The organism is Paractinoplanes ferrugineus (assembly GCF_016862195.1).
In the GTDB taxonomy this organism is placed as follows: Bacteria; Actinomycetota; Actinomycetes; order Mycobacteriales; family Micromonosporaceae; genus Actinoplanes; species Actinoplanes ferrugineus.
Genome location: NZ_BOMM01000060.1, coordinates 116,706 through 132,917, shown reverse-complemented (window position 1 = coordinate 132,917; position 16,212 = coordinate 116,706). Strand labels below are relative to the sequence as shown.

Sequence of the window (16,212 nt, the reverse complement as noted above, 5' to 3'; positions counted from 1 at the left end):
GGTGTGCGGGGCCTGGTCTTTGCGGCGCGAGCCGGGCGCGTCACATCGCTGATGGCGCAGGCCGGGACCGCTCCTTGATCCCTGACGGCGCGGGTCCGGTGCGAGGCAGGATCGCTCACGGCGCCGGCCGCGACCGGGACCTCATCCCCGACGGCGCGGGCCACGGCACGCGGCCCGATCTCAGCGGGCAGAGCGGGTCCGAGCCGGGCGGAGCAGGTCCGGGCTGAGCTGAGCCGGGCTGAGCTGAGCCGGGCTGAGCCGAGCCGGGCCGAGCCGGGCCGGGCTGAGCCGAGCTGAGCCGGGCCGAGCCGGGCCCACCCGAGCCGAGCCGGGTCAGGGTTTGAGGCCGGCCAGGAGGAGGGTGATCAGGGCGTCCGCGTCGGGCTTGAAGGTCGGCTGGTCGTAGGCGGCGCAGATGCCGTGCAGGGCCATCATGATGGCGCCGGGGCCCACGTCGTCGCGGAGCGAGCCGGAAGCGGCACCGGTGGTCAGGAGGTCGGCGACGGCCTGGGTCAGGGCGCGGGTGCCGTCGGCCAGGGCGGCGGACTGGCCGGCCATCAGGGACGTGAGGGTGCGGGCCAGGCCCTCGTGGGCGCAGAGGTGGTCGACGAAGCCGCGCAGGAACGACTCCAGTGCCTCGTCGGCGGGCCGGGTGGTGCGCAGTTCGGCGGCGCGGGCGCACATCGCGGCCAATTCTTCCTGGTAGACCGCCTCGGCCAGGGCTTCGCGGGTGGGGAAGTGCCGGTAGAGGGTGCCGGTGCCGACGCCCGCGAGTTTGGCGAAGTCGTCGAAGCGCAGGTCGAAGCAGCCGTCGGTGAACAGTTCGCGGGCTTTGGCGATCAGGGTGGCACGGTTGCGGCGCGCGTCGGCGCGCAGCGGCTTGGCATCGGTCACGCGGGCCTCGTTTGACAAGTGGAGACTGTCTCCATATTTTGTAACTGGAGATGATCTCCGATTGTATAGTCCTGGCTTCTAGGGGTGCGGTGTGCGGATCTTGATGTTCGGCCGGGGCGTGATCGGCGGGTTGTACGGGTGGGCCCTGGAGCAGGCGGGGCATCACGTCGAGTTCTTCGTACGGCCGGGGCGCGCGGAGGCGTACGGCCCAGTAATTGATCTTGATATTCTCGACGCCCGCCGCCGGCCGTGGGGAAAGCGTGTCGTGGCGAAGTGGCCGGTGCGCTACCGCGAGTCGCTGGAACCGGACCACGACTTCGACCTGATCGTGCTGAGCGTGCAGCATTACGGCTTCGCGCAGGCCGCGGCCTTCCTCGGGCCGCGTGTCGGCCGGGCCACCGTGCTCGTGTTCAACAACCTGTGGGTCGAGCCGCTGGCCGCTGTCGAGCACCTCCGCGCCGATCAGGTGGCCTGGGGCTTTCCCGGGGCCGGCGGCGGTTTCGGCGAGGACGGGCTGCTGCGTGGCGCGTTGCTGCCGCTGGTCTTCGCCGGCACCCTCGACCGGCCGCCGACCGAGCGCGAGCGGGCCGTGCGCGAGGTGTTTCGCGGGGCGGGGTTCCGGATCAGTGAGAACTCCGACTTCCGCGGCTGGTTGTTGATCCACTTCCTGCAGAACGCCGGCCTGCACACGCAGAGCCTGAAGCGGGGCTCGCTCGCCGGCCTGCGCACCGCCGACCTACGCGAGGCGATCCTGGCCACCCGCGAACTGCTCCCGCTGGCCGAGGCCCGGGGTGTCGATCTGCGGCGGCATCGCGGTGAGCTGCGGCCGTTCACGGCGCCGCTCCGGCTGGCCGCGCCGGCGCTGGCGTGGGCGTTCAACCACTTCCCGCCGGCGCGCATGCTGACGGCAGCGCACGCGAACCCGGAGGAACTGCGCGCGGTCTGCCGCGACACGCTGGCCGAGGCGCGCCGGCTGGGCGTCCGCGTGCCCCGGTTGGAGGCGGCCGAGCCGTACTTCGCCGCCGGCTAGAGCGATAGGCTCGTCTCCCGTAGCGAGCCAGGTCCTTGGGGGAGTCGTGCGCGAGCCGTTCGAGACCGTCGCGATCGGCGCCGCTCCGGTCGTCTCGGCGCCCGACGGCTCCGAGGTGCGACCGCTCTGCGTCATTCCCGGCGCGGGCAGCTTTGCGCAATTCCGGCTTGCCGCCGGCGAAGTGGCCAAGGCGGTCGTCCATCGCACGGTCCAGGAGATCTGGTACGTCGTGCGCGGCACCGGCGAGATCTGGCGCCGCGCCGACGGGGTGACCGAGACCGTCGAGCTGCGACCGGGTGTCTGCCTGACGATCCCGCTCGGCACACACTTCCAGTTCCGCGCTCTCGGCGCGCCGCTCGAGGTGGTCGCCGCCACCGTGCCGCCGTGGCCGGTCTCCTCGCCGGACGAGGCCACCGTGGTCGACGGCCCCTGGGAGCCGACCTTCTAGCTCTCCCGCGCGTTCGGGTCTAGCATCGACAGTCAACGATGGGAGCGCTCCCACGTCGTTTGTCCAGAAGGAGAACCGTGATGGCCTCCCGTACTCGAACCTGGCTGGCCGCGGCGGTCGCCGCGATCGCCGCCGCCTTCTTCCTCGGCTACGCCCTACCGTCGGCCCAGGCCGCCCCGGTCGTCGGCAACGCCACCTACTTCGACGCGCTCGGCGCCCCGTTCGGCGGCTGCGGCCTGCCCCAGGCGGAGCTGGACACGCAGAACTTCGTGGCGCTCAACGTCTACAACACCCCGGGGGACTACAACTTCTATCCGCGCCCGGTCACCGACGCGACCAAGATCGGCGCCTGGAACAACGGCCTCAACTGTGGACGCTGGGTGCGGGTGACGATCGACGACTACTGCACCGGGGTCAACGACGGCGCACCCGGCCAGGCGTTCTGCCGCAACGGCTCGTGGGTGTCGGACGCCTACCAGGGCAAGACGTTGATGATGCAGGTCGCCGACAGCTGCGGCGACACCAACGCCTGGTGCCGCGACGACCCGAACCACCTCGACCTGGCCAAGGGGGCGCTCAACCAGTTCGCCCCCGACCTCTACCCGGACCACTGGAACAACCGGCACGTCAGCTGGGAGTACGCGCCCGCCCCGGCCTACTCCGGCGACATCAAGATCGGTTTCCTGCAGGGCGCGCAGCTCTACTGGCCGGCGATCGCCGTCGGTCACCTGGCCAACGGCATCCACGGCGTCGAGTACCTGCAGAACGGCTCCTGGGTCACCGCCAAGATGAACAGTGACATGGGTCAGTCGTACATCATCGGGGGGTCGACCGCAGGTTCGTCGAGCTTCACGATCCGCGTCCGCGACGCGAACGACCAACTGATCAACAACGGCCGCGAGTACGGCTTCGCGCTGCCCACGTCGTGCGCCACCCGCTGCTCGCCGGCCTACACGGCAGCGTCCTACAAGACGAGCGACGGCGGCATCTCGACCACCTCGCCGACCCCGCAGACCACCACGTCGTCCCCCGACCCGAGCCCGTCCACCTCCCCCACCTCCGCGTCCGGCGCCTGCACCGCCACCTCGACGGTCGCCAGCACGTGGAACGGCGGCTTCCAGGCCAACGTGACGGTCAAGGCCGGCGCCGCCCCGATCAGTGGCTGGTCCGCCCGGTGGACCTTCACCGGCGGCGAGTCGCTGAGCTCGTTGTGGAGCGCCACCTACACCGTTTCCGGCAGCACCGTGACCGCCGGAAACGTGAGCTACAACGGTGCCCTGGCAGCCGGCGCGTCCACCACGTTCGGCTACATCGGAACCGGCACCCCCGCTCCCGTCTCGGTGTCCTGCTCCACCCCCTGACCGGGCTTCCCGCAATTCCGGTTACGCGTTTTCGTGGAAAATGGGGCCTCCGGAGCAGTCCGAGGCCCCATTTTCACTGACTCGCCTTTTGCGGTCGGGCATGATCTGTCGCTCGATCGAATGTTGCCGCCGGCGTCAGCGCCCACCATCCTCGAGTGTCGGCCGGAACCGCCCCGCAGCGCCAAAGCGCACGTCGGCCTCGGAGAGAACCTCAACGCACTCCCGGATGGCCCTCGCCGAGCCCGATGATCCCTTGATCAACGGGCGGCGCGGACGACCCGCAGGGATTGTGGGCAGCTAGCCGAACTGGGGGCGCCGCAGGTGCCGGCAGCGGGCCGCCGACGGGCGGGGGCGGCGGGCTGGGTGGCCCGGGCCGTGGGGGAGGGGGACGGTCAGCGGGTTACTTTGACCGGGGTCACGTGCCAGATCTCGGAGGCGTAGTCGCGGACGGTGCGGTCGGCGGAGAAGAAGCCGCTGCGGGCGGTGTTGAGGATGGACCGGCGGGTCCACGACTCGGTGTCCTGCCAGGCGGCGTCGACGTCGTCCTGGGCGTCCACGTAGGTGCGGTAGTCCGCCAAGGTCAGGTATTCGTCCCAGCCGAGCAGGCTGTCGGCGACCTCGCGGCCCACGCCGGCGAACTTGCCGTCCAGGATGGCGTCCAGGGCGCGGCGCAGTTCGCCGTCCTGCTCGTAGTAGGCGCGCGGGCTGTAGGTGCCGCCGTTGCGCAGCTCGAGTGCGGCCGGGGTGTCCAGGCCGAACAGGAAGAAGTTGTCGGCGCCGACGCGGTCGCGGATCTCGATGTTGGCGCCGTCCAGGGTGCCGACGGTCAGGGCGCCGTTCAGGGCCAGTTTCATGTTGCCGGTGCCGGAGGCTTCCTTGCCGGCCAGCGAGATCTGCTCGCTCAGGTCGGCCGCCGGGATGATCAGGGAGCTCAGCGTGACGTTGTAGTTGGCCGGGAAGACCACCTTCAGGTACGGGGAGACGGCCGGGTCGGCGTCGATGGTGGCGGCGACGGCGTTGATCAGGCGGATGATGTGTTTCGCGGCGTGGTAGGCGGGGGCGGCCTTGCCGGCGAACAGGACCGTACGCGGCACGAAGGTCTGCCCGGGGTTCTGCTTGATGCGGTGGTACTGGGTGATGATGTGCAGCAGCTTGAGCTGCTGGCGCTTGTACTCGTGGAAGCGCTTGATCATCACGTCGGTCAACGAGGCCGGGTCGCCGAGGCCGAGGCGCACCTTGTTGGCCTGTTTGACCTCGCGCCAGCGGAGCCGGAACGAGGCGTCCTCGGCCAGCGGTTCGAGGCCGGCCAGCCGGTCGAGGTCGGTGATCCAGGCGTCGCCGCCGAGGCCCTCGGTGATCAGGTCCGACAGCGCCGGGTTGGCCATCTTGACGAAGCGCCGCGGGGAGATGCCGTTGGTGACGTTGTGGAACTTCTCCGGCCACAGCTCGGCGAAGTCGCGCAGGGTGATGTCGGCGAGCAGCCGGGAGTGCAGTTCGGCGACCCCGTTGACGGCCTGGGTGCCGACCACCGCGAGGTTCGCCATCCGGACCCGGCGCTCGGGTTCCTCCTGAATGATCGACATCCGGCGGACGCGGTCGAGGTCGGCCGGGAAGCGGTTGCGGACCTCGGTCAGGAAGATCTCGTTGATCGCGTAGACGATCTCGATGTGCCGGGGCAGGAGCCGCTCGAACATGTGCACCGGCCAGGTCTCCAGGGCCTCCGGGAGAAGCGTGTGGCAGGTGTAGGCGAAGGTCTGCTTGGTGATCGCCCAGGCCAGGTCCCAGCTCAGCCCCTCCTCGTCGACCAGCAGCCGCATCAGCTCCGGGATCGCGAGGGTGGGGTGGGTGTCGTTGAGCTGGATGACGGTCTTCTTCGGGAAGTCGGTCCAGTCCGAGTTGCGCAGCCGGAAGCGCCGGATGATGTCCCGCAGCGACGACGAGACCAGGAAGTACTGCTGCTTGAGGCGCAGTTCACGGCCCGACTCGGTGCTGTCGTCCGGGTAGAGGACCTTGCTGATGTTCTCGGCGTGCACGGCCTCGTCGACGGCTTCCGCGTACTGCCCGGCGGAGAAGCGGGAGAGGTCGAACGAGGAGTGGCTGCCCCGGGCGCGCCAGAGCCGGACGATGTTGACCGTGTCGGTGCCGTGGCCGGGCACCAGCATGTGGCTGGGTTCGGCGAACACGACCTCGCCCGGGATCCACAGTGTCCGGCCGGCGGCGTCCTTCTCGGTGTGGCCGTAGAAGAAGACGGTCTGCTGGTCGTCGGGGGCCGGGAACTCCCACGGGTTGCCCTGGAACGCCCAGTCGTCGGGGCGTTCGATCTGCCGGCCGTCCTGGAAGTCCTGTTTGAAGATGCCGAAGTCGTAGCGGATGCCGTAGCCGACGGCCGGGATGTCGAGGGTGGCCATGGCGTCGAGCAGGCAGGCCGCGAGCCGGCCGAGACCGCCGTTGCCGAGGCCGGGTTCGAGGTCGAGCGCCGTCACCTCGTCGGGGTCCAGGCCGAGCTGCCGCAGGGCGATCCGGGCGATCCGGTCGGTGCCGGAGTAGAGCATGTTCTGCTCGAGTTGCTTGCCGAGGAGGTATTCGGCGGACAGGTAGTAGACCCAGCGGGGGTTGGCGGCGTACTGGGCGGCGGCGGTGCGGACCCGGCGTTCGGCCAGGCGGTCCCGGACGGTCAGGGCCAGAGTCTCGTACGCGTCCTGGGTGCTCGCCGACTCGACGGTGGTGCCACGCCGGTAGTAGAGGTTGCTCAGCAGGTCTTGCTCGAACTCGGCCGCCGAGGTGCCCAGCGGGCGCAGGCCCATCCCGTTGCGTACGTCCATGTCCGCACCCTTCCGCAGGAAGATTGCCGGCAGCTGTCGGTTGCGTGCCGGTTGTAGAGATTCCTCGACGACGCCGGGGTCGTGCCGCCGAGCGTCGTGGATACCACGTCGTTCGGCCGCGTAGATGGCCAGGTCCGCCTGGTGCAACAGATCGGTAACGCCGGTTCCGAGTTGAGGAACCGCGTCCGGTGACAGGGGCGGGACCGGCTACAGCAGCGGCAGCCAGATCTGGTCGACGATCTCCGTGATGGTCTGCTCCGGGATCGGCTTCAGCGTCATGAACATCTCGTGGCGCAGCAGGTCGAACGGCAGGTTGACGAGGCGGGGCGGGCGGGGCCGGTCGGCGAGTTCGCCTCGTTCGACGGCGCGGGCGACGATGCGCTCGAAGCCGGTGGCGGTCTCGGCCGAGCGGAGCTGGTCGCGCAGTTCGCTGAAGCTGGTGCCGGTGTCCCGGAAGTAGCCCATCAGCTGGCCGCTGAGCAGCATCACCATCTGGGAACGGCCGGCTTCGGCGTTGCGCATGAGGCCGATGGCGTCGTCCCGCAGGCGGCCGGTGTCGGGCAGTTCGACGCGGGTGGCCAGCAGGGATCTGCGGATCGTGGCCAGCAGCAGGTCCTCGCGTCGCGGCCAGCGGCGGTAGAGCACCGGGCGGCTGGTGCCGGCGCGCGCGGCCACCGCTTCGTAGGTGAAGCCCGGGTAGCCCTGCTCGAGGAGAACGTCCCAGGCGGCCTCGAGGAGCGCGTCCTCGAGTTCGGTGCCGCGCCGGCGTGTGCGTTCCATGGACGCATCCTACGTTAGATGCACTTGCGTATCTTATCTGGCCGGCCTACCGTGAGGACGTAAGATGCATTCGCGTACCTTAAGGTGGCTCTCTTGATGTCACGCACTGCTGTTCGGACCGCCGTCGCGGTGCTCGTCGGCGGCGTCGCGGTCATCCTCGACTCGACGATCGTCAGCGTCGCCCTGCACGAACTGGACGCCGAACTCGGCGCGCCGGTGTCCACCATCCAGTGGGTCAGCACCGGCTACCTGCTGGCCCTCGGCGTGGTGATCCCGGTGGTCGGGTGGCTGCAGAGCCACCTGGGGGCCAAGCGCCTGTGGATGCTGGCGCTCACCGTCTTCCTGCTCGGCTCGGTGCTGTGCTCGTTCGCCTGGGACGCGCCGAGCCTGATCGCGTTCCGGGTGGTCCAGGGCATCGGTGGCGGCGTCATGGTGCCCCTGATGACCACGATGATCATGCAGTCGGCCGGCAGCGCCGCCGACCGCACCCGCCTGATGTCCACCGTCGCGCTCCCGGCCGCGGTCGGCCCGATCCTGGGACCGGTGATCGGCGGACTGATCCTGGGCGCGGGCAGCTGGCGCTGGCTGTTCCTGGTGAACGTCCCGCTCTGCCTCGCCGGCCTGGTCCTGGCCCGGCGGCTGCTCCCGGCCGACCCGCCCGGCCGGCGCGTGTCCCTCGACCTGGTCGGCCTGCTCCTGCTGTCACCCGCACTGGTCGCGCTCCTGTGGGGACTGTCCAACGTCCACGGCAACGGCGGCTTCTCGCGTACGGACGTGGCCGCCCCGCTGCTCACCGGCGCCCTGCTGCTCGCCGCGTTCGTGTTCCGGGCGCTCCGCCGGCGCGGCGACGCCCTGGTCGACCTCGAGGTCCTGCGCTCCCGCCCGACGTGGGCCGCGACCACCCTGCTGTTCCTGTCCGGCGCGTCCCTCTACGGCGCGATGCTGCTGCTCCCGCTCTACTGGCAGGAGCTGCGGGGGATGACCGCCCTGCAAGCCGGCCTGCTGCTGATCCCGCAGGGCGTCGGCTCGCTGCTGAGCCGGCCCGCCGCCGCCCGCCTGATGGACCACGTGAGCGCCCGTTGGGTGGCCCTGCTCGGCTTCGCCGGCGTGGGCGTGGCGACGATCCCGTTCGCCCTGGCCGGCCCCGACACCGCGATCTGGCCGCTGCTGGTCGCCCTGTTCGGACGCGGCCTCGGTCTCGGCTTGGTGATGATCCCGCTGATGACGGTCGCCTTCGTCGGCCTGGCCCACGACCGGGTCCCGCACGCCAGCATCGTCACCCGGATCGCCCAGCAGGTGGGCGGCTCGATGGGGGTGGCCCTGCTCGCCGTCATCCTGGCCACGGCCGGCGCCGGCCACACCCCGGCGGCGGCGTTCGACATCGCCTTCTGGTGGACGGTCGGCTTCACCACCGTCGCGCTCCTGCTGGCCTTCGTGCTGCCCAGCCGTCCCACCCCCGACCCGCCCCCGGAACCGGCCGCCGAACTGGTGGCCACCAAGGTCTGAGAACTGGGACACTCGGGCCCATGCCGCAGATCATCCGGGAGTTCCAGGAGTCCGACTGGCCGCCGGTCCGGGCGATCGTCGACGAGGTGGTGCGGGCCGGCGAGACGTTCACCTACGACCAGGACATGACCCCGGAACAGGTGCGCGCCATCTGGCTGGCGGCGCCGCCCGGCCGCACCACCGTCGCGGTGGCCGGGGAGCAGATGCTCGGCACGGCCAAGATGGGCGCCAACCGCGGCGGGCCGGGCGCGCACATCGCCACCGCCAGCTTCATGGTCGCGGCACTCGCGCGCGGCCGCGGCGTCGGCACAGCCCTCTGCCGTGACGCCCTCGAGTGGGCCCGCGCCGAGGGGTACGCCGGAATGCAGTTCAACGCCGTCGTCGAGACGAACCGCGCGGCCGTGCGAATCTACGAGAACCTGGGATTCCGGGTCCTGGGTACCGTCCCGCGCGCCTTCGAGCACCCGACCCTGGGCCGAGTCGGGCTGCACCTGATGTACCACGAGTTCGGGGCCTGAACGACACTCGCGCGCTTATCCTCTCGCCACGGTGGGTAGTGGCCGGTCGTGGCAGAAGGCAGCACTTCCCGGACAGTGATCGTGGCGGTCATCGCCAACCTCGGAATCTCGGTGGCGAAGATCGTGGCCGCCCTGCTCACCGGCTCGGCGTCGATGTGGGCGGAGGCGGCGCACTCGGTCGCCGACACCGGGAACGAGGTGCTGCTCTTCATCGGGCTGCGCAAGTCCGAGAAGGGACCGGACGCGGACCGACCCTTCGGGTACGGGCAGGAGCGCTACTTCTGGGCGTTCCTCGCCGCCCTCGGGATCTTCCTGGTCGGCGGCACCCTGTCGATCGGTGAGGGGATCCGGAGTCTGCTGCTGCCCGAGCCGGTCGAATCGCTCTGGGTGGGCGTCGGTGTCCTGGTGGTGGCGGCGGGCTTCGAGGCGTACTCGTGGCACACCGCCCGCAAGGAGCTCAAGCAGGCCGCCGCGGAGCGGCAGCGCACCATCTCCGAACACCTGGCGAAGGCCTCCGACCCGAGCGCCACCACGGTGTTCCTGGAGGACACCGCCGCGCTCGTCGGGCTGGCCGTGGCACTGATCGCCCTGCTCCTGCACGCGTGGACGGGCTGGGCCGCCTGGGACGCGATCGGCAGCGTACTCATCGGGGTCCTGCTCATCGCCGTGGCTTTCCTGCTCGCCCGCCGCTCGAAGGCGCTGTTGCTGGAGGAGGCGGCCCCCGACGACGTGGTCGACCCGATCCGCCGCCGGGTGAGCAGCGAGGACTGGGTCGCCGAGCCGGCCACCGTGCACGCCGTCTACATGGGCCCCACGCACCTGCTGGTCAACATCCGGGCCACCCCCCGCAACGACGACATCCCGGCCGCCGACCTGATCGCCCGCTCCTCGCGCCTGCGCAAGGAGCTCCTTGCCGACCCGTCCATCGCCCAGGTGACGCTGACCCTCGAATGATCCGCGGCCGCGCCCGGTCCGGCCGGGCGAGATCTGCGGCGCCGGGCGGCCGCGTCGACGGCCGGTGGGCGGCGGCCTCGGGGGAGTCGCCGCGCGCGCACCACGTCGGCCCGGGGCGATCAGGTCGGCCTGCACCACGAGATCCCGGGCCAGCTGCCCGACGACTACGACGTCCGCCATCCCCGGCGGTACCCGCTGAGCCCGGCGATATGTCACCGGAGCGGCGGGTCTAGCATCTGCGCGGTTCAGGCATCGAGGAACGGGGATATCGTGCGGGAGATCGTTCAGACGCGGGCGTTCGAGACGCTCGCGGCCAGGTTGCAGCAGGGCGAGACACCGATCGTCGGCACCCGGGCGCTGGTCGGCAAGCTCACGGTCGGCCGGCTGACGCCGGTCCTTCGGGAGGGCTTCCTGCTCGGTACGGGCGGAATCGTGGCCGCCGACCTCATCGCGCAGCACCGCAAGCAGTTCGTGGTGCTCACCGACCTCCGGCTGCTCTTCCTGACCCAGACGTTCATGGGCGGTGCCGGCGACGAGATCCTCGGTGCGGTGCCGCGCGAGACGGTCACCCTCGCCGAGGTGAAACTGGGCTTCGTCAGCCTGGTGCGGCTGGCGTTCGGCACCGGGGGCGACGGCGTGTCGCTGACCTTCCCGCGCGTCGACAAGGCGAACGCCCGCGCCCTGGCCGACGCGCTCGCCACCTAGCGCGGACGCCGGCCTGTCACAGATCCGCCGCCGGCTCGGTCCAAGTGGTCAGAAGCCTCGACGCAAAGGTGGAAACCATGAAGATCGCAGTGCTCGGCGGAACCGGGCTGATCGGCTCCCAGGTCGTCAAGATCCTCGGCGCGGGCGGCCACGAGGCGGTGCCGCTCTCGCCGTCGAACGGCGTCGACCTGCTCAGCGGCGCCGGCGTCACGGACGCCTTGGCCGGTGCGGACGTCGTGCTCAACCTGACCAACTCGCCGACGTTCGACGAGGCCGCCCTCTCGTTCTTCCGGACGAGCATGGACAACCTGCTGACGGCGGCGGCCCGGCAGGGGGTGCGGCACGCGGTCGTGCTGTCGATCGTGGGCGCCGACCTGGTGCCGGAGCTCGACTACTACCGGGCCAAGGTGCTCCAGGAGGACCTGCTGAGGAGCGGCCCCGTGCCGTACTCGATCGTGCGGGTCACGCAGTTCTTCGAGTTCGTCGACTCGGTCCTGAAGTGGACGGCCGACGCCGACACGGTGCGGCTGCCCGCGACGCTGGTGCAGCCGATGGCGTCGGCCGAGGTGGCGCAGGCGGTCGCCGACGTGAGCGTGGGCACCCCGCTGCTGGGCACGCGTGAGCACGCCGGCCCCGAGGTGTTCGCCCTCGACGAGCTGGGCCGCGTCACCCTCGGACACCGGGGCGACAAGCGCACGGTGATCACCGACGACACCGCCGGCATGTTCGCCGCCGCCAAGGGTGCCGCGCTGATCGCCAAGGAGGGCACGGTCATCGCCAAGATGTCGTACCGCGAATGGCTGGCCCGCTGACCGACCCGGCTCAGGCGAAGGGGGTGATCTTCGCCGGGTTGGCCAGCCACAGGATCCGGTCGATGCCGGGGGCGCGGTCCGGCGAACACTTGCGCGGCGTCGTGCAGATCCGTCACCACCCCATGATGGTGCACCGCCGGCGCCGGGCGATCAGTCCTTGACGTAGTCGGCCAGGTGCTGTCCGGTGAGCGTGGACCGGTCGGCGATCAGGTCGCGCGGGGTGCCCTCGAAGACGATGCGGCCGCCGTCGTGGCCGGCGCCCGGACCCAGGTCGATGATCCAGTCGGCGTGGGCCATGACGGCCTGGTGGTGCTCGATCACGATCACCGACTTGCCCGCGTCGACGAGCCGGTCGAGCAGGCCGAGCAGCTGCTCCACATCGGCCAGGTGCAGGCCGGTGGTCGGCTCGTCGAGGACGTAGACCCCGCCCTTGTCGCCCATGTGGGTGGCCAGCTTGAGGCGCTGCCGTTCGCCGCCGGACAGCGTGGTGAGCGGCTGACCGATGCTGACGTAGCCGAGCCCGACCTCGGCCAGGTGGGTCAGGATCTTGTGGGCGGCCGGCGTCTTCGCGTCGCCGTCGGCGAAGAACGTGACCGCCTCGGCCACCGGCATCGCCAGCACCTCGGAGATGTCCTTGCCGCCGAACTTGTAGTCGAGCACCGACGCGTCGAACCGCTTGCCCTCGCACACCTCGCAGGTGTTGGCGACGCCCGCCATCACGCCGAGGTCGATGTAGGTGACGCCGGCGCCGTTGCAGTTCGGGCAGGCGCCCTCGGAGTTGGCGCTGAACAGCGCCGGCTTGACGCCGTTCGCCTTGGCGAAGGCCTTGCGGATCGGTTCCAGCAGTCCGGTGTACGTGGCCGGGCTGCTTCGCCGCGACCCGCGGATCGGCGTCTGGTCGACCGAGACGACGCCCTCCTTCTTGGCGAGCGAGCCGTGGATCAGCGAGCTCTTGCCCGACCCCGCCACCCCGGTGACCACGACCAGGACGCCGAGCGGGAGGTCCACGCTGACGTCCCGCAGGTTGTGCGTCGTGGCGTTGCGGATGCTCAGCGACCTGTCGGACTTGCGGACGTCGGGTTTCAGCGTCGCCCGGTCGTCGAGGTGCCGGCCGGTCAGTGTGCCGCTCTTGCGCAGCCCCGCCACCGTACCCTCGAACATCACCTGGCCGCCCTCGGTGCCGGCCCTCGGCCCCAGGTCCACCACGTGGTCGGCGATCGTGATCATCTCGGGCTTGTGCTCGACCACCAGCACCGTGTTGCCCTTGTCCCGCAGCTGCTTGAGCAGGTCGTTCATCCGCTGGATGTCGTGCGGGTGCAGGCCGATCGACGGCTCGTCGAAGACGTAGGTGACATCGGTGAGAGCCGACCCCAGATGCCGGATCATCTTCGTCCGCTGCGCCTCGCCGCCACTGAGCGTGCCGGACGGCCGGTCGAGGCTCAGGTAGCCGAGGCCGATCTCCACGAACGACTCGAGCGTGTGCCGCAGCGACGTCAGCAGGGGAGCGACCGACGGCTCGTCGAGGCCACCCACCCACTCGGCGAGGTCACTGATCTGCATCGCGCAGCAGTCCGCGATGCTCACCCCGTTGATCTTCGACGACCGGGCCGCCGCGGACAGCCTGGTGCCGTCGCACTCGGGGCAGGTGGTGAACGTGACGACCCGCTCGACGAACGCGCGGATGTGCGGCTGCAGCGCGTCGATGTCCTTCGACAGCATCGACTTCTGGATGTTGGGCACCAGACCGGCGTACGTCAGGTTGATGCCCTCGATCTTGATCTTGGTGGGTTCCTTGTAGAGAAGGTCGTTCAGTTCCTTCCTGGTGTACTTCTTGATCGGCTTGTCCGGGTCGAAGAAGCCGCACCCGCGGAAGATCCGCCCGAACCAGCCCTCCATGCTGTAGCCCGGAATGCTGATCGCGCCCTCGTTCAGCGACTTCTCCGCGTCGTACAGCTCGGTCAGGTCGAAGTCGGTGACCGCGCCGCGGCCCTCGCAGCGCGGGCACATGCCGCCGGTGACACTGAAGGTGCGCCGCTCCTTGACCTCCTGGCCGCCCTTCGTGGTGGTCACGGCGCCGGCGCCGGAGATCGAGGCGATGTTGAAGGAGAACGCCTGGGGCGACCCGACGTGCGGCCGGCCGAGCCGGGAGAACAGGATGCGCAGCATCGCGTTGGCGTCGGTCGCGGTGCCGACGGTGGACCGCGGGTCGGACCCCATCCGCTGCTGGTCCACGATGATCGCGGTGGTCAGTCCCTCGAGCACGTCGACGTCGGGCCGCCCGAGCGTCGGCAGAAACCCCTGGACGAACGTGCTGTAGGTCTCGTTGATCATCCGCTGCGACTCGGCCGCGATCGTGTCGAAGACCAGGGAGCTCTTGCCCGACCCGGAGACCCCGGTGAACACGCTCAACCGGCGCTTCGGGATCTCGATGCTGACGTCCTTGAGATTGTTCTCCCGCGCGCCGTGCACGCGGATCAGGTCGTGCCTATCGGCCTCGTGCATCGGTGCCGTTTCCCCCTAGGTCAGCCATTGTCCGTCGCGCATCAGGTCTCGGCCGGCCAGCTCGTTCTCCTCGCGCCAGGCCTGCACGCGGCGCGGCGTGACGACGAACCAGCGAAAGCCGGCCGTCCCGCGCGGATCGAAGCCGGTGCGGGCGGCGAACCGGTCACCCCGCTCCCGCGACATCGCGTCCGACCCGACGACCTCGACTTCGCCGTCGATCATAGCCACGTCACGGGTCGCGCCCAGCCCGAGCCGGACCGCCCCGCCCGCCAGATTACGGCCGGTGGCGCTGCCGGCCGAGGTGGCCGGCAGCACCGTCGTGCCATCCCACTCGAAAGAGAGCGGAACCAGCCACGGCACGCCGTCCGGCGACGCCGTGGCCACCCACAGGTCCACCTCGGTGCCGAGCAGGCGCTCGGTGTCGGCGCGGCGCTGCGCCCGGGAGCGGGGCGCGGCGGTCACTTGTCCTGCACCAGTCCCAGGCGGTTGCCGTCGGCGTCGGTGAAGCTCGCGACCAGCCGCCCGCCGCCGACGTCGTGCGGCTGCTCCTCGACGGTCGCCCCGGCCGCGGTGACCTCGGCGAGCTTGCCCGCGATGTCGTCGACATGCCAGTACGCGGTGGGCCCGGTCAATCCTTGCGGCCCACCGCCGGGGACGAGCCCGATGTGCTGCCCGGCGACGTCGAACCCGACATACCACTCGCTGTCCGCCGACGGCTGCGTCTCCAGCAGCGCGGCGTAGACGGCCTTGGCCTTGCCCAGGTCGGCGACGGGGTGCAGGACGGTCTTGATGCCGTGGTTCATGTTCTTCCTCTCGTGTCGTCCTGCCGGAAACGCTAGTGGCGCCCCGGCCCCGAGACTTCTCGTTTCCTGACCGGTTCCGCCCGGTCCGCCGGTCGGGCCCGATACGCGACGACGGTACGGTTGCGTTCCACCCAACTCGTCGACTACCGTCGGTCCTGCCGCGTCGATACGGCACCGTTTCATCGTCGGAGGGCGAAGTCATGACTCAAGCCGCGATGCCGCTGCGAAACCTGGCCCGGCACAACGGACTCCGGGCCATGGGCCGACTGCCGGGGCCGGTGGAGTACGGCCGCGAACTGTGGGCCCACCGGCATTTCGTCACCGCCTTCGCCGGGGCCCGGGTCACCGCCTCGCTCGGCGGCACCCGCCTCGGCGCCGCCTGGGAACTCCTGACCCCGCTGATCAACGCCGGGATCTACTTCCTGATCTTCGGGGTCGTCCTCGGGGCCCGGCACAGCACGCCGCACTTCGTCGCGTACCTCTGCATCGGGGTCTTCGTCTTCGGTTTCACGCAGTCGGTGGTGCAGGCCGGGGTGCGGGCGATCAGCGGCAACCTCGGGCTGGTGCGGGCGCTCAACTTCCCGCGGGCCGCGCTGCCGGTCGGCATCACCCTGACCGAGGCGCGCAACATGGTCGTGTCGGCGGCGGTGCTGGTGGCGATCGTCCTCGCCGGCGGTGTGCCGGCCGGCCCCGGTTGGCTGCTGCTGGCGCCGGCGATCCTGCTGCAGTCGGTGTTCAACGCCGGGCTGGCGCTGCTGGTCGCGCGGCTCGGGGCGCAGCTCGAGGACCTGCGCCGGCTGACGCCGTTCGTGCTGCGCATCTGGATGTACGGCTCGGCCGTCCTCTACCCGGTGACGTTCCTGACCGACCACCTGCACGGCCGGCTGCGCCACCTGGCCGAGGCCAACCCGATGCTGGTCTTCATCGACCTGACCCGCCACACACTGCTGCCCGGCGTGCCACTGGTCGCCCCCGCGTGGCGCTTGTGGACCGAGGCGACCGCCTGGGCACTGCTGGTGGGTGCGGCCGGTTACGCCTATTTCCGGCGCGGCGAGAGCGAGTACGGCCGGGGCTGAC

General features: G+C 70.5%; 15 protein-coding genes. 9 read left to right on the top strand and 6 right to left on the bottom strand.

What is annotated here, in order from left to right; genetic code table 11:
* Positions 1-333 precede the first annotated feature (333 nt).
* A complete protein-coding gene (locus tag Afe05nite_RS34340; RefSeq protein WP_203821449.1) occupies positions 334-894 on the bottom strand; it encodes a TetR/AcrR family transcriptional regulator in 561 nt (186 codons plus the stop codon).
* 91 nt (positions 895-985) lie between these two features.
* On the opposite strand from Afe05nite_RS34340, the gene Afe05nite_RS34335 reads away from it, so the two are divergent.
* The 3 genes from Afe05nite_RS34335 to Afe05nite_RS34325 all read left to right on the top strand — a co-directional run bounded on the left by Afe05nite_RS34335 (position 986) and on the right by Afe05nite_RS34325 (position 3,733).
* Positions 986-1,924: a ketopantoate reductase family protein gene (locus Afe05nite_RS34335; protein ID WP_203821448.1), complete on the top strand. Its 939-nt coding sequence runs from the start codon at positions 986-988 to the stop codon at positions 1,922-1,924.
* A 46-nt stretch (positions 1,925-1,970) separates the two neighbouring features.
* Positions 1,971-2,372 (top strand): cupin domain-containing protein, encoded by a 402-nt coding sequence (locus Afe05nite_RS34330; RefSeq protein WP_203821447.1) that lies wholly within the window; start codon positions 1,971-1,973, stop codon positions 2,370-2,372.
* An 80-nt stretch (positions 2,373-2,452) separates the two neighbouring features.
* The gene (locus tag Afe05nite_RS34325) at positions 2,453-3,733 is read left to right on the top strand and encodes a cellulose binding domain-containing protein (protein WP_203821446.1); all 1,281 of its coding nucleotides are present in this window, start codon (positions 2,453-2,455) and stop codon (positions 3,731-3,733) included.
* A gap of 392 nt (positions 3,734-4,125) precedes the next feature.
* On the opposite strand, the gene Afe05nite_RS34320 is transcribed toward Afe05nite_RS34325, so the two are convergent.
* The gene (locus Afe05nite_RS34320; RefSeq protein WP_203821445.1) at positions 4,126-6,555 is read right to left on the bottom strand and encodes a glycogen/starch/alpha-glucan phosphorylase; all 2,430 of its coding nucleotides are present in this window, start codon (positions 6,553-6,555) and stop codon (positions 4,126-4,128) included.
* Positions 6,556-6,762: 207 nt separating this feature from the next.
* Entirely contained in the window at positions 6,763-7,335 is a 573-nt protein-coding gene (locus Afe05nite_RS34315) for a TetR/AcrR family transcriptional regulator (RefSeq protein WP_203821444.1), read from the bottom strand.
* 96 nt (positions 7,336-7,431) lie between these two features.
* Between Afe05nite_RS34315 and Afe05nite_RS34310 the strand changes: the two genes are divergently transcribed.
* The 5 genes from Afe05nite_RS34310 (at position 7,432) to Afe05nite_RS34290 (ending at position 11,830) form a co-directional block, all read left to right on the top strand.
* Positions 7,432-8,841 carry an MDR family MFS transporter gene (locus Afe05nite_RS34310; protein WP_203821443.1) on the top strand — a complete coding sequence of 470 codons (1,410 nt, stop codon included), beginning with the start codon at positions 7,432-7,434 and terminating at the stop codon, positions 8,839-8,841.
* 20 nt (positions 8,842-8,861) lie between these two features.
* Positions 8,862-9,359: a GNAT family N-acetyltransferase gene (locus Afe05nite_RS34305; protein WP_203821442.1), complete on the top strand. Its 498-nt coding sequence runs from the start codon at positions 8,862-8,864 to the stop codon at positions 9,357-9,359.
* 48 nt (positions 9,360-9,407) lie between these two features.
* A complete protein-coding gene (locus tag Afe05nite_RS34300; protein WP_203821441.1) occupies positions 9,408-10,313 on the top strand; it encodes a cation diffusion facilitator family transporter in 906 nt (301 codons plus the stop codon).
* A 270-nt stretch (positions 10,314-10,583) separates the two neighbouring features.
* Entirely contained in the window at positions 10,584-11,018 is a 435-nt protein-coding gene (locus Afe05nite_RS34295; RefSeq protein WP_203821440.1) for a hypothetical protein, read from the top strand.
* 77 nt (positions 11,019-11,095) lie between these two features.
* Positions 11,096-11,830 (top strand): SDR family oxidoreductase, encoded by a 735-nt coding sequence (locus tag Afe05nite_RS34290; RefSeq protein ID WP_203821439.1) that lies wholly within the window; start codon positions 11,096-11,098, stop codon positions 11,828-11,830.
* 150 nt (positions 11,831-11,980) lie between these two features.
* On the opposite strand, the gene Afe05nite_RS34285 is transcribed toward Afe05nite_RS34290, so the two are convergent.
* From Afe05nite_RS34285 to Afe05nite_RS34275, 3 genes are read right to left on the bottom strand one after another with little or no spacing between them, the layout of a single operon-like run.
* Positions 11,981-14,332 carry an ATP-binding cassette domain-containing protein gene (locus Afe05nite_RS34285; protein WP_203821438.1) on the bottom strand — a complete coding sequence of 784 codons (2,352 nt, stop codon included), beginning with the start codon at positions 14,330-14,332 and terminating at the stop codon, positions 11,981-11,983.
* 15 nt (positions 14,333-14,347) lie between these two features.
* Positions 14,348-14,794 carry a pyridoxamine 5'-phosphate oxidase family protein gene (locus Afe05nite_RS34280; RefSeq protein ID WP_203821437.1) on the bottom strand — a complete coding sequence of 149 codons (447 nt, stop codon included), beginning with the start codon at positions 14,792-14,794 and terminating at the stop codon, positions 14,348-14,350.
* Positions 14,791-15,135 carry a VOC family protein gene (locus Afe05nite_RS34275; protein ID WP_203821436.1) on the bottom strand — a complete coding sequence of 115 codons (345 nt, stop codon included), beginning with the start codon at positions 15,133-15,135 and terminating at the stop codon, positions 14,791-14,793. The genes Afe05nite_RS34280 and Afe05nite_RS34275 overlap by 4 nt, the downstream gene beginning before the upstream one ends.
* Before the next feature lie 200 nt (positions 15,136-15,335).
* Between Afe05nite_RS34275 and Afe05nite_RS34270 the strand changes: the two genes are divergently transcribed.
* Entirely contained in the window at positions 15,336-16,211 is an 876-nt protein-coding gene (locus tag Afe05nite_RS34270) for an ABC transporter permease (RefSeq protein WP_203821435.1), read from the top strand.
* Position 16,212 lies beyond the last annotated feature (1 nt).